The organism is Bacillus sp. USDA818B3_A (assembly GCF_009928415.1).
GTDB lineage: Bacteria > Bacillota > Bacilli > Bacillales > Cytobacillaceae > Neobacillus.
Window position 1 is genome coordinate 1 of the sequence record NZ_JAABNN010000037.1, and the last position, 21910, is coordinate 21910.

Sequence of the window (21910 nt, forward strand, 5' to 3'; positions counted from 1 at the left end):
ATACCGAACACGGAAGTTAAGCTTCTCAGCGCCGATGGTAGTTGGGGCTTTGCCCTTGTGAGAGTAGGACGTTGCCAGGCAAACGATGGGTAACCTTTTTAGGTTATCTTTTTTTTGTAAAAAAATTTTTTGGCTTGTTTGACGAGCTGTGGGTGCCTAATTAGCAGAAAGCTGAGATGTAACTTTGCGTAAATCAATTAAGTTAATGTTAAATTCTCGCTCCGTTTCAATCATCCGTTACTTTAATTCGTACATACTTACTGTGATAAACAGACAATTTTGAGTTCCATGTCATCCCCTATGGCATTTATGGATTTTTGATACAAACATCAAATTGTTAACTAGTAAAATAAATAAGTTGACAATTAATAAAGAAAACTATTATTCTTATTTTATGGAAAATATTACATAGTAAGGCAACATGAGAGAGGATCCTGCCTTAAATCGTAAGAAAACAAATCGAGATATTAGAGGTGATTAGATGAGTAAATGGAATGAACTAGCACAAGCTGTGATAGAAGGAAATGAGCTCTCGAGAGGGGATGCCCTTAGTATACTTAATACGAATGATATCGAATTATTAGAGATTTTACATGCGGCTTATTTAATACGGCATCATCATTACGGTAATAAAGTAAAGTTAAATATGATCGTGAATACTAAATCAGGAATGTGTCCTGAAAACTGTGGCTATTGCTCTCAATCTAGTATATCTACCGCACCAATTAATAAATATCGAATGTTGGATAAAGAGCAAATTTTAATAGGCGCAAAGACTGCTTTTCAACTCAATGTGGGTACCTATTGTATCGTTGCCAGCGGCAGAGGTCCAAGCAATAGTGAAGTGGCTCAAGTTGTGTCTGCAGTAAAAGAAATTAAAAGCAAGTACAACCTAAAAGTTTGTGCCTGCCTTGGTATTTTAAAACCGGAGCAAGCAGTAAGACTAAAGGAAGCAGGGGTCGATAGGTACAACCATAACCTGAATACTTCAGAAAATCACCACGATAACATCACAACATCTCATTCTTTTCAAGATAGAGTGAATACCGTTGAACTAATAAAGCAACATGGAATTTCTCCTTGTTCCGGGGTCATTGTTGGTATGAAGGAAACAAAGGAAGATGTGGTTGATATGGCATACAGTCTAAAAGCTATCAATGCAGACTCGATCCCAATCAATTTCCTGCATGCCATTAAAGGCACTCCCTTAGAAGGCACAAATGAATTAAATCCAAGATATTGTTTAAAAGTATTAGCACTCATGCGTTTCGTAAATCCTACAAAGGAAATACGTATCTCTGGCGGGCGTGAAGTGAATTTACGCAGTCTACAGCCTCTTGGATTGTATGCAGCAAATTCCATTTTTGTCGGAGATTACTTAACAACTGCGGGCCAAGAGAGTAACGCCGACCATCAAATGTTAGAGGATTTAGGTTTTGAAATCGATTTTATAACTGAACCAGCTAAAACATAAATAATAACTGATAGTACGGGAGTGAGCATAACTCTTTTACTATCAGTTTTTTATTTATATTATTTATTTTAATGAGGTTATTAGCTATCTATAGTAGATAGAATGTAGTTATCAATGGCCGCATGGAAAGGAATCACATATGAATTTTTTATTATCTTTTTTTCATACACTGCTAATAAGTTTTATAGAACTGTTTTACTTGTTAGGAGTCATAATTATTATTGGTTTTGTTTTAGGAGCACTTGAAAGGCTTTCAAATTCCTTTTTAGTCCGTACTTTTGGGCCAAAAGGAGTAATGGTTACAGCATGGATTGGAACCCCTATTCATGAAATAGGTCATCTCCTCCAATGCTTTATTTGGGGGCATCGTGTTACAAGGGTCCGCTTACTGCAATTAAATCACCCATCCGGGATTCTTGGTTTTGTGGAACATCACTATAATCCCAATAGTTTATACCAGCAAGTCGGCAATTTTTTTATTGGACTAGGACCCATATTCAGTGGAATCGGTTCATTGATTTTAAGTATGTATTTTTTAATACCACAATCATATTTTGCTTTTAAAAATGAGGTAAACCAACGGGTTAGTTATGAGGAACTAAATTTAACCATCTTAAACACATTTTGGGAATCAATCTCTAGCATTTGTAGGAGCCTTTTTACATTCGAAAATTTGATAAATCCACTTTTTTGGCTCTTTCTAATCATTGCCTTTAGTATTTCTTCCCATATTGCATTAAGTAAATCTGATATTAAGGGGTCTCTGAAAGGGTTAATCATGATCTTTTTCATTTTGTTTTTGTTTAATATCATTTCAGGTTTACTTAATTGGAATTCCTACGATATGATTGTCAAGCTAGCAGGATATAATGTCTATGTTCTTGCATTTGGAAGTATAGCTATACTGTTTTCTCTTATTACTCTAATGATTAGTGTTCTTCTTTTTAAATTATTTCGGTAAATAATCAGGCCTATTGACGACCGAGGTTTTAGAAATACAAGTCTATCGGTAGACAATCAGGCTTATTGGCGACTGAGATTTTAGAAAGATAAGTCTATCGGTAGACAATCAGCCCTATTGGCGACTGAGATTTTAGAATGATAAGTCTTTCGGTAGACAATCAGGCCTATTAACGACCGAGATTTTAGTAATACAAGTTATTCGGTAGACAAACGTTCGAGATTTTAGGATTCCAATACGGGCTATAAATACACAGATATTGAATCAAATAAGGGGGACTGTTCTTGTGCTGCAAAAGACACAAGAACAGTCCCCCTTACTGCTTTATAATTCAATTTCTCTTTGTTTTATTAATATTCCAGACTTCCGGTTCCATCCGTAGAAAATCACCGTCAACAAAATAGAGATACTGCCGAAGATCAGGCTCATTATTTGAAGCCCAATCACATCTAATAACAAACCAGTTAACAGTAAGATTATTTGGTAGGTTACCCGGTCGAGCATGTTTTGGAAAGAGAAAAAACGTCCATGAAAAGCTTTTGGCACTTGGGTTTGAAAGATCGTGGCAGCGGTAGGAAAGAAACTGCCAGCCGAAAACCCAAATAGTAAAAAGGCAAACACCGTCAAGAGTGGATTAGCAGCAAAATAGAGCAGCAGCTGTGATAATCCGATCAAAAACGAACTGCCAAACAAGACAGTATAGGAAGATAGCTGATTATTTATTTTTCTAGCTGAGATTGCGCCAATCATAAAGGAAATTCCCTCTGCCGCATATACCCAGCCTTTGATAGCCGCACTCTCCTGGATCTCACTAATATTAATGACCATCAGATTAACTCCGCTTAGGAAAAGGGCAGGCACAATCGTAATAATAAGCGTCAGTAAGACAATGGGTGTGTTTTTTATAACAGGAAGGACCTCATTAAATCCTGTATCTTCATCAAATGCCTTTCTTAAAGGAACAATCTTGTTTTCCTCGATATTTAAGAAAAAAGTAAGAATGAATAATACCACATAAGCGGCTAATGAACCCACATATAAAAAGGAGAGGGGAAGAACCACTAATAAAAAACCACCTAATGCAGCCCCAATAATACGTGAAAGTGTTGATACATTCATAAAAATGGCATTCAATTGAAGTAAATCCTTATCAGACGCCACTAAAGGCAGGCTTGCTTGAAGCGCAGGAAAGTAAAATGCTGCTGAAATTTGAAATAGTACAAGGAAAAGAACCATCCACCAAATCGAACCTGTCGATATAGCAACTAGCATAAAAAGGACACTAATCATTCGAACAAGTCCGGCAATCAGCATTACTTTCTTTTTGCTTATTTGATCAGTGAGTCTTCCTGCATATGGTCCGAAAACTAAACCTGCTAAAAGCCCTATGGCCATAATTAGTGATTTTAAAAAGTCTGAAGCTATGGTCTTTTGCATAAACTCCAAATCACCAATTAAGCCAAGCCAAAGGCCCAGACCCGCGATGAAATCTCCTGTTAAAAGAATCCATATACTTTTGTTTCTCCACATTTTGAGTGTCCTCACATTCTCATTCCATCAATTATTATTTTACCATAAAATTTTGAAAGAAAAGAGCAAGTCCTTAAATCGGCTTGCTCTTTTTAATATTTTATTTAACTAATGCTTTTTGTACATCATCAATGGTTTTTTCACTTGCAACCAATCCATTTATGGTCCAATAACTCGGGTCGTTCATTTCATAAACATGACCATTCTTAACAGCATCTAGACCTTTCCAAATAGAGCTTTTTGATAGCAGGTCAAGGCCGGCTTCACCTTTTTTACTGATAAGAAAAATGTGATCCGCCTTAATTTCAGGTAATTTTTCAAGTGCAATTGGATCCCACTGAACCGCTGCATCGCCCAGGTTTTTCACAAACTCAGGCTGATTGATTCCAAGATCATTATAAAGCACATTGGCACTGAAACGATTGTGTTCCATTAAATAAAATTTATCTGCCATGACCCAAATAATCGCAACAGTTTGGTCCCCAATAGCGGTTTGAATATTTGATTTAGCATCGGCTGCTTTCTTTTCATAATCAGAGAGGGCAGCCTTTGCCTCGTCCTGCTTACTTAAGATTTCTCCCATTTGGGTAAGCTGTTTACGCCAGTCTGAACTAATCTCGTCCTTAAATACGTAGGTTGGGGCTATTTTCTTATATTCTTCATACTGTCCTTTTTGGATGGCAGAAGGGGAACTGAAAATGATTAGATCGGGATTATTGTTAATCACTTGTTCAAGCGGCATATCCCAGCCGATTTTTGGAACACCTTTTAACTCTGGCTGTAAATAATCTAATACCGAGGTGCCAGTTGACCATTGGGCCGCTGGTTTCACCCCAAGAGCAACTAAAGAATCCTCTAAATAAGGTGCGATGATTTTCTTTGGATTTGCAGGAATGGTGACTTCGCCTTTGGCGTCGGTTAAAGTGACTTCCGTTTTTTCATTTTCCTTGTTCTCTGTATCGTCCGCGGAATTCCCTCCGGAATTATTACAAGCAGTGACTAAAAATAAGATTGAAAGAATTGATAATAATAAAGATAAACGCTTCTTTAACATTGTGTTTCCTCCTATGTATACTTACATGTCTGTTAATGCAAATGATAATCATTTTCAAGTAATCAGTCAATAAGTAAATGAAAAATAATAAAACTATTTGTAAAAAATGTTTTAAGGATATTTATGGAAATTCTTTTTATAGTATGTACATATTGAAATAGCTTTATTAAAACTTTATACTAATGATAATGATTATCAATATAATTCATCAAGCTAAAACTAAGTTTCACTTGTTTTAAAAGAAAGGGTGTTCGTTTTGAATGAACAGGCCAAGCCTCATGGCGCCACTATAGACTATTCTAAGCAGCACAAAACAAAACGGAGCACTTCTATAAAAGGTTTATTCGTTTTAATTATTGGTCTCATGACGATTTTTTTGTTAATCGGATTATCCATTGCCTTTGGGGCAGCAGATATTAAACTTAACACCGTTTGGGAAGCTGTGACTAATTATCATTCAAACCTTGCTTCCCACCAAATTATCCGTGAAATACGTATGCCAAGGGCATTAGGAGCAGTAATGGTAGGTGCGCTTTTAGCTGTTTCTGGGGCCGTTATGCAAGGGTTAACTCGTAATCCGCTGGCATCACCTTCGATTATGGGGGTGACTGATGGTGCAGCTTTTGCTTTGGTGCTCACGCTTTCCTTCTTTCCCACCACAACCATTTTAGGGCTTACTTTTTCTTCATTAGCCGGTGCTGGATTAGGTGTGACCCTTGTCTTTTTGATCGGTTCTTTTTCAAAAGGGGGTCTAACACCTGTAAAATTGGCGCTTGCGGGTGTGGCTGTAGGCTCGATGCTAAATGCGATCTCTAATGCCTTTGCACTTCATTTTCAGGTAGCGAAGGATATGAGCTTTTGGTATGCCGGAGGACTAACCTCCATTAGCTGGACTTCTATTAAAATTTTGTTTATGGCCGGCGCAGTCGGGCTTGTTTTGGCAATGGTTATCTCTCAATCAATTACGATTCTGAGCTTAGGAGAAGAAGTTTCAAAGGGACTGGGACAGAACCCCTTATTAATCAAATCGCTTGGAGTCATTGTGGTGCTTGTTTTGACCGGCGCAGCCGTTTCTGTTGCCGGTTCGGTTGGCTTTATCGGACTAGTCATCCCTCATATCACACGGTTTATCATTGGTTCTGATTACCGCTGGATTATTCCGATTTCCGCTGTATTGGGAGGGCTATTATTAGTCCTTGCTGATATTGCTTCAAGAATGGTTAATGCTCCATATGAAACCCCTGTCGGTGCGATTACAGCTATTATTGGTGTTCCCTTTTTCTTATACCTTGCCCGCGGGGAAAGGAGAGGGCTATGATGCATGAGATGAATAAAAAAAGGAAAAAATTTATCTTAACCTTAAGTAGTTTAGTCATTCTAACCATAATCATGATTATCATCAGCCTGAATTTGGGAGTCGTCAGGATTGCCCCATCGGATGTATTTCACACATTGATTGGACAGGGGACTGCCCGTGATCGACTGGTTTTAGTGGATTTTCGGCTGCCAAGGATGATTTTATCCTTAGTGATTGGAGCAGCTTTGGCGGTTTCGGGTGCCATCCTTCAAGGAGTGACAAAGAATGAACTGGCAGACCCAGGAATCTTAGGTATCAATGCTGGGGCTGGTTTTACTGTTATTCTATTTATCTATTTTTTTCAAAGCTCAATGAATGATGTAGCATCCACTTTTGGCGTGTTCCTAATGCCTTTTTTCGCTTTAATTGGAGCGGTAGTGGCAGCGATATTGATTTATCTGCTCGCTTGGAAAAAAGGAATCGATCCTGTTCGGCTGATCCTTGTAGGAATCGGCGTAAATTCTGGTTTCGGGGCAGCTATTGTTATTTTTCAGCTTAAAATGAACCCACAGGACTTCATGCAAGCAGCTGTTTGGCTCTCAGGGGATATTTGGGGGGCAAATTGGCGGTTTGTTTCGATTATTGTTCCATTGATTTTGCTCATCCTTCCCTATGCGATTTATAAGGCCCATGTTTTAAATGTTTTAAACCTGGGAGACCAAATTGCAACAGGTCTTGGATTAAAGGTGGAAAAGGAACGGAGAATATTACTATTGGCGGCCGTTGCGCTGGCCGGGTTTAGTGTGGCTGCTGGCGGGGGTATAGCATTTTTAGGTTTAGTTACACCGCATATTGCGAGAAAATTGATAGGACCTAGACATCAATTGCTTCTTCCGGTTACAGCTATTTTAGGCTCATTCCTGCTTTTAACGGCAGATGCGATTGGGAAAAACGTGCTTGCTCCGACTGAAATCCCCGTTGGAATCGTAACAGCCGTTTGCAGCGCTCCCTATTTTATCTATTTACTTATGAAAGCAAAATAAAGGAGGCACTCCTATGGTTTCACTTTCGACTGAACATCTTCAGATCGGTTATGGAGAAAAAGTCATTGTAGAGAACTTGAATTTAAATATAAATAAAGGCGAAATTACAACAATTATCGGGGCTAATGGCTGTGGCAAGTCCACGATTCTAAAAACACTGGCTCGTGTGCATAAAGCAAATGCAGGGGTTATCTATCTGGATGGTAAAATGATACACAAGATCCCTTCAAAGGAAATAGCTAAGCAGATGGCTGTTCTTCCGCAAAGTCCAGAAGCGCCCAATGGTTTAACCGTTTATGAATTAATCTCTTTTGGACGCTCACCGCACCAAGGCGGTTTTGGTAAGTTAACTGAAAAGGATCGAAAGGTGATTGATTGGGCCCTAGACGTAACCGGTCTGTCTTCTTTTGCTGGAAATGCTGTGGATGCCCTCTCTGGCGGTCAGCGGCAGCGTGCATGGATTGCGATGGCAATTGCTCAAGAAACAGAATTATTGCTGTTAGATGAACCTACTACTTACCTGGATATGGCTCATCAGCTTGAAATTTTACAACTATTAGACAAATTAAATACAGAAGAGGGACGGACCATTGTAATGGTCATTCATGACTTAAACCATGCGGCACGCTTCTCCCATCATATGGTCGCTCTTCGTGGTGGAAAGCTGGTCAAGGAAGGAACAGCAGACGAGGTTATGACACATGAAGTGTTAAAAGAGGTCTTTCAAATTGATGCGGAAATTGTGAAAGATCCCAGGACGAACAAGCCTGTATGCCTTTCCTATAATTTACTGAAGAAAGAAACACAGATGGAGAAACAAAAAGCGTCTAGCTTTTAGAGGCAGGATGGGGATCATATGAAACTTTACGATGTAACGATAATTGGCGGTGGGCCAGTCGGTTTATATACTGCCTTTTATTGTGGTATGCGGGAAATGGAAACTAAAATTATTGAGTACCTTCCATACTTAGGAGGCAAGGTTTCTTATTTTTATCCAGAAAAAGTGATTGGGGATATTGGCGGGATCCCGGAAATTACCGGGGAAAATTTAATTAGACAATTAGAACAACAAGCAAGGACCTTTAATCCAACAATCGTGTTAAATCAACAAGTAAAGGATTTGGAAAGGCTTAGTGATGGGACATTCTTATTAACGAGTCATAACGGTGCACAGCACCATACAAAAACCGTCATTTTAGCAACAGGTTTTGGAGCAATTAAGAATTCCAAATTAGACCTTCTTAACGCGGACAAATACGCAGGATATCTCTATCATTCAGTGGATAATTATCAAGATTTTCAAAATCAGCATGTGTTAATTTATGGCGGCGGGAACTCTGCGGTTGAATGGGCTAACCGACTACTGCCGATTGCTAAACGTGTGACGGTTGTTCATCGCAGAGATGAGTTTTCCGGAATGGAAAGAAATATCTACAATTTGAAAAGCTCCAGGGCAGACATTTTGACCCCTTACATTTTGGATGCTTTAAACGGTGATGAAGTATTGCGTAGTGTAAGTGTCAAACATATTAAAACAGAAGAAACAATGGAAATTAGCATAGATGCCGTTTTATTAAATCATGGCTTTTCGATCGAGCTGGGCGAAATCAAACAGTGGGGATTAGAATTTGAGAACGGAAGTATTAGAGTTGATCACTCGATGCAAACGAATATTGAAGGAATCTTTGCTGTGGGTGATATTGCCGGTTATAGGAATAAACTGCATCTCATCACCGGCGGATTTTTTGAAGGTCCTACTGCAGTCAATAGTGCCAAAGCATACATAGAGCCTGATAAAAAGGTGAAGCCCCTTTTTTCAACCACACATAGCAAATTGCAGCGTCTAAGGGGCAGCCGAATAACGAACTAATTCGATGATTATTTTTTTAAAAGGACAGCAAAATAAGTGAGGGGGAAATGTCTTAACAAAGGAGGAAATTTAAATGTCCAAGGATAAGAACACACCTTCACCAGAGGTAGACCAAAAGAAACTTTTAAATGATAAAGTGGAGAAAGCTCGTCAAAACAATTTTGAGGACGACCATGTTCGCAGAGTGACTCCAAATGGTGCACAAGGCGAATAATCACCTTTAAAAAGCTTTAGCAGGAGCAGGATATCATTATTTTATGATATTCTGTTTTTTTATGGCAAAGAAAATAGGGTATTGTACCTTTAGACAAACGGCAAACTAAACGTTGTCCAGAATATATAAGGGAGTATTAAAATGGGAGATAACAACACGAAAAAGCAAGAAATTCTCGAGGCATATCAATTCCGTCACGCAACGAAAAGTTTTGACGTAACAAAGAAAATTTCCGATGAAGACTTCCAATTTATCTTAGAAGCGGGAAGATTATCACCCAGTTCAATTGGAATTGAACCATGGGTCTTTTTAGTGATTCAAGATATGAACTTACGGGAACAGTTAAGAGAAGTGTCCTGGGGGGCGCAGGGTCAGCTTCCTACCGCCAGTCATTTTGTCGTTATTTTAGCAAGAACCGATGTTAGATATGATTCTGACTATGTGGCCGACCAGATGAAAAGGGTAAAACAAATGCCGGATGAGGTAGTTCAAACTCTACAGAGCCGTTATAAAAGCTTCCAAGAGAGCGACCTGCCGATGCTTGATAACGACCGTGCCTTATATGAATGGTCTTGCAGACAAACCTATATTGCCCTCGGGAATATGTTGACAGCGGCTGCTCTGATTGGAATTGATTCCTGCCCGATTGAAGGGTTTGATTATCAAGCGGTGAATGAAATTCTCGAAAAAGAGGGTTTATTGGAGGACGGTAAATTACGCGCCTCTGTTATGGCTGCGTTCGGGTATCGTGCAGAAGATCCGAAACGACCGAAGACACGAAAAGAACTAAACGAAATTGTGAGATGGATCAAGTAGGGAGGAGTTACAGATGAATTCAAAATTTGAACCACTGTTCGAATCATTCGCGTTTCCTAGTGGAGTGCAAGTAAGTAACCGCATCGTCATGGCACCAATGACCAACTTTTCTTCCAATCCAGACGGTACTGTCACTGATGCAGAGGTGAAGTATTATGCCCGACGTTCAGGCGGTATCGGGATGGTTATCACCGCATGTACGTATGTAACCGCCAATGGAAAGGGATTCTCTGGCGAGTTTGGCGGCGACAAGGATGAATTTATTCCGAGTTTACGGCAGCTTGCTGAAGGAATCAAAGAACAAGGGGCGAAGGCAGTCCTGCAAATTTTTCACGGAGGCAGACAGTGTCCGCCCGAATTAGTACCAAATGGCGAGATTGTTAGTGCAAGTGCCGTTCCATCTGAAGGAGAAGGGAAACCTGTACCTAGGGAATTAACTGATCAAGAAATCGAATCAATCATACACGATTTCGGTGAGACGACTCGCCGGGCGATTGAAGCAGGCTACGATGGTGTTGAAATTCATGGAGCGAACGGTTATCTGATTCAGCAATTTTTCTCCCCTCACTCTAATCGCCGAGAGGACCGATGGGGAGGGAGCATAGAAAAACGTCTATCGTTTCCGTTAGCGGTGGTGGATGAAGTAATAAAAGTTGTTGCAGAACATGCAAAGAGTCCGTTTATTGTCGGATACCGTTTCTCGCCAGAGGAGCCGGAAACACCTGGAATCACGATGGCCGAGACACTCGTGCTAATGGATGCTCTTGCGGAGAAAGATCTCGATTATCTGCATGTTTCGTTGCAGGAATTTTGGTCAAAACCAAGACGTGGTGTGGATGATTCTCGTGCCCGAATTGAAATCATTCAGGAGCGCGTTGGCGGCAAAGTACCTGTGATCGGTGTGGGCTCTCTTTATACGGCAGATGAGGTATTGAAAGCCTTTCAATCGGGTGTGCCATTAATAGCAATGGGACGGGAGCTCATTATTGATCCTGATTGGGTTCAGAAGGTAAAAGAGGGCCGTGAAGATGAGATTGTCACTAAAATTGATAAAAGTAAACAACAGGAACTGGTGGTGCCTGATCCGCTTTGGCAAGCAATCATACACACGCCTGGCTGGTTTCCAGGGGTTGAATAAGAGAAGCATCCCATATTTTGGGATGCTTTTTAACGATGCTAGGAAAGCTGATTATCGTTACCCTCTGTATCGTTGGTATTGATCATGTCCCGAACATCCTGCGAAATTTTATCAAAGGTTTGATTCACTCTATTCATAATTTCTTCATTATTCGTTGTTTCGGTGGATTGATTATTATTTTTTTCCATTATCTTCACCTCCATTTTTATGGTTTGTAAAAAGTACGAGCTTTATTACATCAATCGCCCCACTTTTCCATTGCTAACAAATGGTTGGAAAGGATTTATATATTAATTGTAGAATAATAAAGAATAGATTGATTAAGGAGAGATTCATTATGTACGAAGAGGGATTTATTGAGGTAACCGGGGGAAAAGTTTGGTATCAAAAGTTTGATGACAATGGAAAAGGCACTCCATTACTTGTTTTACACGGCGGGCCTGGGTCCTCATGCTTTTCGTTACAAGGATTAAAGGAGCTAAGCATTGATCGGCCGGTTATCTTATACGATCAATTAGGCTGTGGACGATCGGATCGGCCAATCAATAATCATTTATGGGAAATTGAGAGATTTGTTGAAGAAGTTGGTCAAGTACGAGAAGCACTTCATCTTGAAAAGGTACATATCCTGGGGCATTCTTGGGGAACGACGCTTGCTGCAGCTTACGCTTTAACAAGACCTGTGGGGATAGAAAGTATTATTTTTTCTAGTCCGTGTCTGAGTGCTCCGATGTGGGAGCAAGACCAAAGACGGAACCTTAAAAAGCTGCCGCTTGATGTCCAAGAGACAATCATACGCTGTGAAGAAAATGGGACAATGGATTCCAAAGAATTCGAAGCGGCAATTGAGGTGTTTGGTAAGCATTTTGTTAACAGGTTGGAGAAAAATCCAGAGTGGCTCGAGCAAAGACCGCGGGAATATCGGAATGCTGAAATCTATAATATTATGTGGGGGCCGTCCGAATTTACTGTTCTCGGGAATTTGAAGGAGTTTGATTGTACCCAGCAGCTAAAGGAGCTAAATTGCCCAACTTTATACACCTGCGGGCGATACGATGAGGCGACTCCTGAATCGACAGAGTATTTTAGCAGGTTGACTCCCAACTCTAAATTTCATGTTTTTGAAAAAAGTGCCCATATGGCTTACATTGAAGAACCGGCGGAATATTTAAGTGTCATGGGAGATTTTCTAAGAACTATCGATCAGAATAAATGATAGTAATTGTATCTAGCAGCGGGATTCCTTCTTGCTGCTTTTTCTATATGAGAAAAAACTTACTTTTTGCCAGCGAAAATTAGAGGATATTGTAGTTTTATGGCGAATATACCCACTTAGTACTAATATTTTTGAACTAATTTATTCATGAGGATAATAAAGATGAAAAGAAATGGTCAATTCATTCTGGTCTCGATCTCCATCCTGTTTACGTTTTATCAGAAACTTACCGGACAGCACGACTTTTTCTCGCTTGACTTTTTTATTTTTACGATCATTGCCTGGGGTGTAGGGTGGCAATATGATAAAGTCCGGTATTATGAAAAAAAAGCTAAGAGCAGTGAAGAGAGCTATAAGAAATTAATCGACTCATTGCCTCAGCCGGTCTATATTACACATAATCATTGTTTTCTATATGCCAATCTTGCCGCAGTAAACATGGCTGGCTTTGATCGCAGAGAGGATATGATCGGAAGGTCCTTGTTTGAGTTTATTATACCCGAGTATAATGAGCGGTTACTGGAACGGTTTAAACAGATCAATAAAGAAAAGAGTCCAATTAACACGATTGAGTACAGGGCTAAGCGTCTGGATGGGTCCACATTCTTTTTCGAAGTCACCTCCTTATTTATTTCATTTGGCGGAAAAGAAGCGGTTTTATCAGTTGGTAAGGATATTACGGATCGAAAAGAACAAACAGAGCAAATCTTACAGAAATCGGAAAAACTGGCCCTTTTAGGCCAAATGGCTGCCGGTATTGCCCATGAAATCCGTAATCCGCTCACGTCTATAAGAGGTTTCATCCAACTATTCAAGGCCAAGCAATTGAAGGATCAATATTTTGATATTGTCTTATCTGAACTCGATCGGATAAATGCCATTGTCGGTGAATTTCTTGTTCTGGCTAAGCCGTCTTCATCCGTTTTTACGGAACGGGATATTAAGGTATTAATAAACGATGTCGTGACCTTAATCGGTACCCAGACGATATTAACTAATGTGGAGATTGCTGTTGATTACGAGAGTGGCCTGCCGATGGTGAGCTGTGAAGAAAATCAATTAAAACAGGTTTTTCTCAATCTTTTTAAAAATGCCATTGAAGCCATGCCCCAAGGAGGAACTATTTCTGTTAAAGTGAGGAAAAAGGACGAAGGTTTCATTTCAATCCAGGTCATTGATGAGGGTGTCGGTATCCCGGTAGAAAGAATTTCTACGTTGGGAGAACCATTTTTTACGACTAAGGAAAAAGGGACTGGTCTTGGACTAATGACTTGCTACAAAATAATTGAAAGCCATCAGGGATCTCTCTCCATTCAAAGCAAAGTAAATGAAGGGACAACCATTGAAATTATTTTACCTTCGATTGTTCAGACTTTGTTGAAGATTGATTCAATCTAAATAATTAACTTTGAAAAGTTCCAGCAGCCGTGCTGGAGCTTTTTTCATTTAAAATTAATAAAATAATAGATGTTGTCATTCATATTTTGCTATAATGATAGGTGCACTATTTTTTTATTTGTTAAAAAAAGGGAGAAGTTTTATGGGTAAAAATAAATATGTTTTTTGGGGCTTGGTAATAACCACTCTAATTTCTGCACTAGATGCCAATATTATGCAAACGGCCAGCCCGACCATCGTCAAACAGTTGGGCGGCATGGAGTTATTTGCCTGGGTTTTTTCTGTATATATGTTAGCTAGTACGATAACTGTGCCGCTTTACGGGAAGCTGTCAGATATGTACGGGCGGAAGAAACTGTTAATGATTTCGGTTGGACTTTTTACGATTGGTTCGATTTTTTGTGGAATGGCCAACTCCATGGTGACGCTAATCGTTTATAGAGGAATTCAAGGGCTGGGTGCCGGCGGTATGGTGCCCCTGTCGATGATTATTGTCGGAGACTTATTTACGATTGAGAAACGCGGTAAAATACAAGCTGTCTTTAGTAGTATTTGGGCGGTTTCATCCATTGTTGGACCCATTTTAGGATCCTTTTTTGTGGAAGCCTTAACTTGGAGATGGATCTTCTTTATCAATATACCAATTGGAATCGCCACTGTACTTTGCTTGATCCCTTATAAGGAGAGTACGGAGTTTAGAAAGGCGCATATTGACTATAAAGGATTCTTTTTATTTGGGATTTCCATTACGCTCTTACTTTTAGCCACCAATGTAAAGACTCCCTTATGGTATTTGGTCATAGGGATCATTGGCTTGATTGTTTTTGTGTTGGTTGAAAGAAAGGAAGAACAGCCTTTTTTACCTGTATCCCTATTTAAAAATAAAGGAATTCTTCGCACGAATCTTTTTATGTTATTTTACTGTCTATCTTTCTTCGGTACTTCCAATTTCATTCCGTTGTTTTTACAAGAAGGAAATCATATGAGTATTTACAAAAGCGGTTTGATACTCTTAAGTATCGCGCTCGGCTGGATGTTTGGAAGTACCCCTGCAGGGAAATGGATTATTCGTTTTGGCTACAAATCTTTATTTATTATTGGAAGTTTTATAACTGCTATTTCTGGCTTGATGCTTTATTTATTCATTAATGATCTTTCTTATTTATTCTTATTTTTAATACTGACTGTACAAGGGGTCGCTTTTGGTTTATTATTTGCGGTCGGTACGATTGCCTCTCAAGAGTTTGCTGAAGCACATATTAAAGGGATGTCAACGTCTCTTCAGATCTTCCTGAGGAACATCGGTACATCAGTAGGAGTTACCGTCATGGGGTTAATTATCAACCAGGCAGTGAATATCAGTGTGGGCATGAAAAACGTGTTTCTATATGCGCTCATTTTGAGCTTAGTGACAGTTGCTATAAGTTTTATCATCCCGTCTCAGACTTCATCGGCCGTTAAGGAACAGTAATTGAAATAGAGAAAGAAACCGATCGTCCGATAAGAATGGTCCGGCCCGATAATGGCCGGACCATTCCATTTTCATTTAATAATCTCTCGATAGTAGTAATGGTGACAGGCACCAAATGTAAGCGCTTTAAAATAAACAAAATAGTTAAAATAGTCTAAAAACATTGACAGACTTTTTTTTCGGTGGTAACCTAATCTAAAATCTTACATATGAATTGATGACGAGAAGAGTAGGTTAGGTCCTTGTTTATAGAGAGTCGACGGTTGGTGAGAGTCGATAACGAGACTATCTGAAAATCATCTCCGAGATGTGTAGCTGAACCTTTTAGTAAGCTATACCGGAATGTCCACCGTTACCTTGGAACACGTACGGCCAGTCGTACGTTGATCGAGAGCCGCTAGCATTATCAATTAGGCAGCGGAAGTAGGGTGGTATCGCGAGTTCACTCGTCCCTATAACCAGGGGCGGGTTTTTTGTTGTCTTTAAACAAATGTGTACTAATAGAGGAGGAAGTAAAGGATGAGTCAACAAGTCGATAAAAAAGCATTTAACGTGGAGGACATCATCATTGCCAGTCATACGATCAAAGATGTCATTTCACCAACTCCACTTCAATACAATCACTTATTATCTGAACGGTATGGATGTCATATTTATTTAAAACGAGAAGATATGCAAAGTGTTCGCTCATTTAAAATCCGCGGCGCCTATAACCGCATTAAAAAGCTAAATGAGGAAGAATTAAAGAACGGGATTATCTGTGCAAGTGCCGGTAACCATGCACAAGGTGTCGCCTATTCCTGTCACTTGTTAAAGATTAACGGAAAAATCTTTATGCCAACTACAACACCAAAACAAAAGGTAAACCAAGTGAAATTCTGGGGCAAAGACAGTGTAGAAATTGTCCTGACCGGTGACACCTTTGATGATGCTTCCGAAAAAGCAAAAGAGTGCAGCGTGGCGGAAAACCGCACCTTTATCCATCCTTTCGATGATTTTGATGTGATCGCGGGCCAAGGGACAGTTGCGGTTGAATTACTCAATGATTGTCCGGAAAAAATAGACTACCTTTTTGCAGCCATCGGGGGCGGTGGACTTGTTGCTGGGTGCGGCACTTATATGAAGCATTTCTCACCGCAGACACAATTAATCGGGGTAGAGCCGGAAGGTGCACCAGGAATGAAGGAATCCATCTTGAAAGGTAAGGTGACTTCATTACCGAAAATCGATCCGTTCGTTGATGGAGCTGCAGTTAAGACAGTAGGTTCTAATACCTTCGAAATTTGTAAGGAGCTTGTTGACGATATTCTCGTGGTACCAGAAGGGAAAGTTTGTACCACTTTGTTATCCCTTTATAACGAAAATGCCATTGTAGTAGAACCAACAGGAGCCCTTTCAGTGGCAGCTTTAGACGCTTACGCGGAGCAAATCAAGGGAAAAACGGTTGTTTGCGTTGTCAGCGGCGGGAACAATGATATCGGCCGGATGCAGGAAATTAAAGAGAGATCTAAGCTATATGAAGGGCTTCAGCATTATTTCATTGTCCAATTCCCGCAGCGCCCAGGCGCATTGCGTGAATTCCTATTTGATGTTTTAGGGCCAAATGACGACATCAGCCATTTCGAATATACGAAAAAGAATAACCGTGAAACTGGGCCTGCATTAGTAGGGATTGAGTTGAAAGATAAAGAAGATTACTATCCATTAATTGAACGGATCAAAGCAAAAGGATTTTTACACAGAGAAGTGAATAAGGACAGCACATTATTTCAGATGTTAGTTTAATTTAAAAAAGACCATCCACGCACTGCTGGAATGGTCTTTTTTATGTTTTAGATGCCAGGATACTTAACAAATGCAACAATTAATGTATAATAATATTTGTGCATGAAGACAATTATTGTTTTCTAGTCAGTATAAAACCTATGAACATCAAAAAGTTATAGTGAAAAATTCATTTTCGCTTAAGGCATTTTGAGAGATTCGAATTGGAAAGAGAGTGTTCAGAATGGGACGTAAATGGAACAACATTAAAGAAAAGAAGGCGTCAAAAGACGCAAATACAAGCCGTATTTACGCAAAGTTTGGCGTTGAAATTTATGTAGCGGCTCGCAGTGGGGAACCAAATCCTGAATCTAACCAAGCATTAAAATTTGTCTTAGAGCGTGCGAAAACTTACAATGTGCCAAGACATATCATTGACCGCGCGATTGAAAAAGCGAAAGGCGGTTCTGAAGAAAGCTATACTGAACTTCGTTATGAAGGCTTTGGACCAAACGGTTCAATGGTAATCGTTGATGCCTTGACAAATAACGTAAACCGTACGGCAGCGGATGTTCGTGCTGCTTTTGGTAAAAACGGCGGGAACATGGGCGTGAGCGGTTCTGTCTCCTATATGTTTGATTCAACAGCTGTTATCGGTGTGGAAGGAAAATCTTCCGATGATGTTCTTGAATTATTAATGGAAGCCGATGTCGATGTACGTGACATCATTGAGGAAGACGAGCAAGTGATTGTATATGCGGAGCCAGATCAGTTCCATGCCATGCAAGAAGCTTTCAAGCAAGCTGGAGTAACTGAATTTACCGTTGCAGAATTAACTATGCTTCCACAGAACGAAGTAACCCTTGAGGATGAAGCATTGGCTAAATTTGAAAAAATGATTGATGTATTAGAAGATTTAGAGGATGTTCAACGAGTGTACCATAACGTTGACCTTGGGGAATAAGAAAAAAGCAGGTTTTAAATAAGGCTTTTGAATATTGTTAGTTTGTTCAAATTTAACGAACAGGGATATACCTGCACAAAACTACTGTAAATTACAGTAACAAATGTTTAACTCACTTTTGGTATGAGAAATTCATAGCAAGGGTGGGTTTTTTTGTATGGATTTAAACGATATTTACAAAGAATTTTTTATACCACTTAAAAATAAAAAAATTATAGTCACTGTACAATAAAAGGCTATAAAAATAAAAACAAAGCATTTATTACGTTTTTGAAAAATGAATTTAATCTTGAAGAAGTAGAAGATATTACAACTAAGCATATAAAAGCCTATCTCATGAACCTATAATAAAGTACGAGAGAGTAAAGCATGAATATTTAAAAGACAAGCCTATGATAGATAATAATTATTTTTTATCAAGAAATGGGAAGATGTTACCTACAGGAGCTGTTGTAATTATCGTGAAAAATGCCAAAAAAAAAAATCAAAAGTGAGACCATCGATTCGCTGTAGTCCGCACACAGCCAGATACTTACAATCACAAAAAAATGAAAACATTGTAGAACTAACAAAATCAACAGGTCCACTATCAAACTTAAAAAGGAAGGCACTAATGATGAATGAAAACATTTACGAGGTTACTTATCGTCTAGATTTTGGGGAATGGCAAGAGGATACCAAAGGCATTCTTATTGATAAAAAGCATGTATTATATTGGTTTGAAAATCATGTCGCATTAGCTGTAAATGTAAATAAAGAAGGTAGATATTATTGGTCACAAAATGCAGGTATTTATCTCGGAGAAGCAAAAGACAGCTCCATTGAATTTCTAAGAAAAATGGAAATGAAACTAAAAACAACATCTTTATTCAACTTCTTTACTACTGATAAAGACGTTACCTATTTAGATCATGAATTTAATTTAACTGAAGAGTAAAAAAGCAGACACTATCACTAAGGATAAGTTGAATGAACTAGGATTTAAATTTCAAAAGAAAATACAAAAATTGTAAATTTTAATAAGGGCGATTTTGACCCTCTGGGTTTCACATTCCCTCACTGGAGAGAAGGAAAGAAAGACAAAAAGCTAGTCTTTCATATAACACCTAAAGAAGACTCCATCAAAGATTTCGGTTAAAAGATAAAAAGGAAAAGACACGGAAGACACTAAAGCTGAGTAGGGAAGAGTGGATTGAAAGTGTGAATCCTATTATTAGAGGGAAAGTCAATTACTTCGTGACTATAATAAAAACTAATAAAGAATTTGGGCAGGAAAGCAAATTGTATAACTCGGTTGATGCGAAAACTTCTTACCTATTGAGGTTACATAAGGAAAAGATTGCGTGTAGCGTTTATTCATAAACATCACAGTTTGATAAGGGGGAAGCCCATGGAGAGGTTTCCCTACTTTATTCATGAAGGATAACATCAATTGTATTTCAGGATTCCCGTTCTTAATGTTGTTAAGTTGGCTGTTCGCTTTATCCCTTTCATGTATGTTATTATTTTAATATTGTGAATAGAGGAAAGGGTGGATTAATTTGTCAATAGAAAGTGTTAAGAAGCATTTTGAACAATGGAATCGGCAGAAGGATGTAATGGAATTTGAAACATCCAGTGCAACCGTGGATCAAGCGGCAGAAACTATTGGTGTAAGCCCTGCGCGGATTGCAAAGACGTTATCCTTCAGGAGTTCAGAAGAAAACGCGATTTTAATTGTTGCGGCTGGAGATGCAAAGATTGATAATAAGAAATTCCGCCAGTTTTTCGGTTACAAAGCTCGCATGCTGTCTCCTGATGAGGTTCTTAAGCAAACAGGACATTCCATTGGCGGGGTTTGCCCGTTTGGTTTGAGCAATAACCTTGAAGTATATCTCGATGTATCCATGCAGCGGTTCGATACAGTTTTCCCAGCATGCGGCAGTACCAATTCTGCCATTGAGTTATCATTGGAAGAATTATATCAGTACTCTTTTGCAAAAGAGTGGGTGGATGTATGTAAAGGATGGGGAGAGGACAAAGAGACCGTCGATGCTAATCAAAAGATAGAGGCATAATTTATTAATAATTTGCCTTAGCAACTAATATAATTACAGTGATTTTATTTTGGATTTTGCAATTATTATCATCATAGGAAGAAGGAATCGTGTGATGAAATTCAAAATATACCGCTGTAATTGCCGAAAGACCTGGTCCATCCAAAACAGAAAGTCGAAAATGAATGCGGGTACGCTGCTCATTGATGCCAGCTGGTCGGCGGAACTAAAGCCGGAACGGAAAAACGACCCGAAAGGATTCGTCACTACAAATGGAGATACAGGGATTATTTATAATCCAGATAAAAATCTGATCGAGCAATTCATTAAAGTAAAAAAGTTAATGTACGACAAAAAGAATGTGGATTTCAATGAAAAACAGGGTGAATGTCTATATTTTGCTGAAGATGGAACCTGTTATATTTTAAAAAGAAGCACGAATGAATTATAGTCCCTTAGTAAAAAGAGGCTTGGAAAGAATCCTTGCCTCTTTTTAGTGCTTAAAATACCAATAATCACCCACAGCATCGCTTCGAATCTTATCCGTTCTTATCTTGGTGTGAGCGGTTTAACAGATAGGGCTGGCGAGTAACTGGTTGTCACACAGCCCTCTAAGTGGCTTTGCGAAAGTAAACCCAGATCGAGAGCTGCCTTAATCTTTGTATCATCCGGTCTCCTGATCACCTGAATCAGGTCAGTCATCTGTAATTCTTCCAATCTTTTAACTGTTTCTTCCTCGTTAAATTTCTCTGTTTTTCGAATTTGCCTTTGAAGTTTAAACCCGCTAACGGTAATTTCCCCTTTTTGCTGCGTACCGACTAAATTATTAAAATAGCGCTGAAACGTATCTTTTAGTTCATTCATTTCCATTTCAATTTCTTTCTTCTGTTTATTAAGTTCGTAATACCTCAGTAACATATCACCTGAAATTAAGGTCTCCCCATTGTTAACCATAGCTGCCCCCTCCTTATACGAACGTACATTCTAAAATATGCCAAGATATAAAAGAATATAACTTAAAAGACCATTTACACATTGCCTTAAAACTAGAGCAAGCATAAAAAAATTAATACTATGCCAACCTACAAAATGGTGACAGGCACCAAAATTCCAGCAAAAGTATTTGCTTTATTGGCTGTAGTCTGGCAAGCTTATAATGACAAATCTTCTTTAGAAAGAGCGTATAGGTGATAATATGATTGAGATAAAGACATCCAAGCTAAGTGATGGGGAATTGAATAGAGGGGTTTTTGCCACTGTTGATATCGCGAAAGGGGAACTGATTCATCAGGCACCGGTCATTCCTTATCCAAATGAAGAACACGTCCACATAGAAAAAACGCTGTTGGCGGATTATGCTTTTGAATATGGTAAGAATCATACAGCTCTACTTTTGGGATATGGAATGCTATTTAACCATTCCTATCAGCCAAATGCTACGTATGAAATTAACTTTCCGAATCATACATTTGATTTTTATGCGTATCGGGATATTAAAGCAGGGGATGAGATTCTGATTAACTACAATGGTGATGAGGATGATCAGGAACCACTTTGGTTTGATAAAGAGAAAAAGTAATTTAGAGCGGGGCACATATTTTTGTGCTCTTTTTTTATTGCGTGCCCAGCAAGCCGTTAATTGCTAGTTGGTGAAAGTCCAATCC

At 39.1% G+C, this 21910-nt stretch carries 23 protein-coding genes, 1 rRNA gene and 1 other annotated feature; of the genes, 20 read left to right on the forward strand and 4 right to left on the reverse strand.

Going from position 1 to position 21910, the window contains the following annotated elements:
• The 3 genes from rrf to GXK58_RS25950 form a co-directional block, all read left to right on the forward strand.
• Positions 1 to 80: ribosomal RNA gene (rrf, locus tag GXK58_RS27810) — 5S ribosomal RNA — on the forward strand; the annotation flags it as partial.
• A 401-nt stretch (positions 81 to 481) separates the two neighbouring features.
• On the forward strand, positions 482 to 1474 hold the full coding sequence (gene bioB, locus GXK58_RS25945; protein ID WP_160726064.1) for a biotin synthase BioB: 993 nt from the start codon (positions 482 to 484) through the stop codon (positions 1472 to 1474).
• Positions 1475 to 1769: 295 nt separating this feature from the next.
• Positions 1770 to 2435 carry a hypothetical protein gene (locus GXK58_RS25950; RefSeq protein WP_237389785.1) on the forward strand — a complete coding sequence of 222 codons (666 nt, stop codon included), beginning with the start codon at positions 1770 to 1772 and terminating at the stop codon, positions 2433 to 2435.
• A gap of 324 nt (positions 2436 to 2759) precedes the next feature.
• On the opposite strand, the gene GXK58_RS25955 is transcribed toward GXK58_RS25950, so the two are convergent.
• Together GXK58_RS25955 and GXK58_RS25960 are read right to left on the reverse strand one after the other, a co-directional pair.
• Complete coding sequence (locus GXK58_RS25955) at positions 2760 to 3965, reverse strand: MFS transporter (protein ID WP_160726066.1); 1206 nt, start codon at positions 3963 to 3965, stop codon at positions 2760 to 2762.
• A gap of 100 nt (positions 3966 to 4065) precedes the next feature.
• On the reverse strand, positions 4066 to 5019 hold the full coding sequence (locus tag GXK58_RS25960) for an iron-hydroxamate ABC transporter substrate-binding protein (protein ID WP_160726067.1): 954 nt from the start codon (positions 5017 to 5019) through the stop codon (positions 4066 to 4068).
• A 364-nt stretch (positions 5020 to 5383) separates the two neighbouring features.
• Here GXK58_RS25960 and GXK58_RS25965 point away from each other — a divergent pair, with 364 nt between their 5' ends.
• From GXK58_RS25965 to GXK58_RS25990, 7 genes are all read left to right on the forward strand, one after another.
• Positions 5384 to 6337, forward strand: a complete 954-nt coding sequence (locus GXK58_RS25965) for a FecCD family ABC transporter permease (RefSeq protein ID WP_160726083.1) — start codon at positions 5384 to 5386, stop codon at positions 6335 to 6337.
• Between the two features lie 8 nt (positions 6338 to 6345).
• Positions 6346 to 7359 (forward strand): FecCD family ABC transporter permease, encoded by a 1014-nt coding sequence (locus GXK58_RS25970; RefSeq protein ID WP_160726084.1) that lies wholly within the window; start codon positions 6346 to 6348, stop codon positions 7357 to 7359.
• A 13-nt stretch (positions 7360 to 7372) separates the two neighbouring features.
• Complete coding sequence (locus GXK58_RS25975; protein ID WP_160726068.1) at positions 7373 to 8197, forward strand: ABC transporter ATP-binding protein; 825 nt, start codon at positions 7373 to 7375, stop codon at positions 8195 to 8197.
• A gap of 18 nt (positions 8198 to 8215) precedes the next feature.
• Positions 8216 to 9229, forward strand: a complete 1014-nt coding sequence (locus tag GXK58_RS25980; protein WP_160726069.1) for an NAD(P)/FAD-dependent oxidoreductase — start codon at positions 8216 to 8218, stop codon at positions 9227 to 9229.
• A 73-nt stretch (positions 9230 to 9302) separates the two neighbouring features.
• Entirely contained in the window at positions 9303 to 9443 is a 141-nt protein-coding gene (locus GXK58_RS27150; RefSeq protein ID WP_202171458.1) for a hypothetical protein, read from the forward strand.
• Positions 9444 to 9584: 141 nt separating this feature from the next.
• Complete coding sequence (locus tag GXK58_RS25985) at positions 9585 to 10259, forward strand: NAD(P)H-dependent oxidoreductase (RefSeq protein WP_160726070.1); 675 nt, start codon at positions 9585 to 9587, stop codon at positions 10257 to 10259.
• A gap of 13 nt (positions 10260 to 10272) precedes the next feature.
• Positions 10273 to 11397: an NADH-dependent flavin oxidoreductase gene (locus tag GXK58_RS25990; RefSeq protein WP_160726071.1), complete on the forward strand. Its 1125-nt coding sequence runs from the start codon at positions 10273 to 10275 to the stop codon at positions 11395 to 11397.
• A gap of 38 nt (positions 11398 to 11435) precedes the next feature.
• On the opposite strand, the gene GXK58_RS25995 is transcribed toward GXK58_RS25990, so the two are convergent.
• A complete protein-coding gene (locus GXK58_RS25995) occupies positions 11436 to 11585 on the reverse strand; it encodes a hypothetical protein (RefSeq protein ID WP_160726072.1) in 150 nt (49 codons plus the stop codon).
• 149 nt (positions 11586 to 11734) lie between these two features.
• Here GXK58_RS25995 and GXK58_RS26000 point away from each other — a divergent pair, with 149 nt between their 5' ends.
• The 9 genes from GXK58_RS26000 to GXK58_RS26035 all read left to right on the forward strand — a co-directional run bounded on the left by GXK58_RS26000 (position 11735) and on the right by GXK58_RS26035 (position 20697).
• Positions 11735 to 12613, forward strand: coding sequence for a proline iminopeptidase-family hydrolase (locus GXK58_RS26000; protein WP_160726073.1), 879 nt, complete (start codon positions 11735 to 11737; stop codon positions 12611 to 12613).
• A 162-nt stretch (positions 12614 to 12775) separates the two neighbouring features.
• Positions 12776 to 14011 (forward strand): ATP-binding protein, encoded by a 1236-nt coding sequence (locus GXK58_RS26005; protein WP_160726074.1) that lies wholly within the window; start codon positions 12776 to 12778, stop codon positions 14009 to 14011.
• 142 nt (positions 14012 to 14153) lie between these two features.
• Positions 14154 to 15482 carry an MDR family MFS transporter gene (locus GXK58_RS26010; protein WP_160726075.1) on the forward strand — a complete coding sequence of 443 codons (1329 nt, stop codon included), beginning with the start codon at positions 14154 to 14156 and terminating at the stop codon, positions 15480 to 15482.
• Between the two features lie 208 nt (positions 15483 to 15690).
• Positions 15691 to 15939: a binding site (T-box leader), on the forward strand.
• 62 nt (positions 15940 to 16001) lie between these two features.
• A complete protein-coding gene (gene ilvA, locus GXK58_RS26015; protein WP_160726076.1) occupies positions 16002 to 17267 on the forward strand; it encodes a threonine ammonia-lyase IlvA in 1266 nt (421 codons plus the stop codon).
• Between the two features lie 223 nt (positions 17268 to 17490).
• Complete coding sequence (locus tag GXK58_RS26020) at positions 17491 to 18210, forward strand: YebC/PmpR family DNA-binding transcriptional regulator (protein WP_160726077.1); 720 nt, start codon at positions 17491 to 17493, stop codon at positions 18208 to 18210.
• 261 nt (positions 18211 to 18471) lie between these two features.
• Positions 18472 to 18558: a hypothetical protein gene (locus GXK58_RS27815; RefSeq protein WP_442862508.1), complete on the forward strand. Its 87-nt coding sequence runs from the start codon at positions 18472 to 18474 to the stop codon at positions 18556 to 18558.
• Positions 18559 to 18823: 265 nt separating this feature from the next.
• Positions 18824 to 19147 (forward strand): hypothetical protein, encoded by a 324-nt coding sequence (locus tag GXK58_RS26025; RefSeq protein ID WP_160726078.1) that lies wholly within the window; start codon positions 18824 to 18826, stop codon positions 19145 to 19147.
• A 604-nt stretch (positions 19148 to 19751) separates the two neighbouring features.
• Positions 19752 to 20267: a YbaK/EbsC family protein gene (locus GXK58_RS26030; protein WP_160726079.1), complete on the forward strand. Its 516-nt coding sequence runs from the start codon at positions 19752 to 19754 to the stop codon at positions 20265 to 20267.
• A 94-nt stretch (positions 20268 to 20361) separates the two neighbouring features.
• Entirely contained in the window at positions 20362 to 20697 is a 336-nt protein-coding gene (locus GXK58_RS26035) for a hypothetical protein (protein WP_160726080.1), read from the forward strand.
• A 98-nt stretch (positions 20698 to 20795) separates the two neighbouring features.
• Here GXK58_RS26035 and GXK58_RS26040 read toward each other — a convergent pair whose 3' ends face one another.
• Complete coding sequence (locus GXK58_RS26040; RefSeq protein WP_160726081.1) at positions 20796 to 21200, reverse strand: hypothetical protein; 405 nt, start codon at positions 21198 to 21200, stop codon at positions 20796 to 20798.
• 241 nt (positions 21201 to 21441) lie between these two features.
• Between GXK58_RS26040 and GXK58_RS26045 the strand changes: the two genes are divergently transcribed.
• Entirely contained in the window at positions 21442 to 21825 is a 384-nt protein-coding gene (locus tag GXK58_RS26045) for an SET domain-containing protein (RefSeq protein ID WP_160726082.1), read from the forward strand.
• Positions 21826 to 21910: the final 85 nt, after the last annotated feature.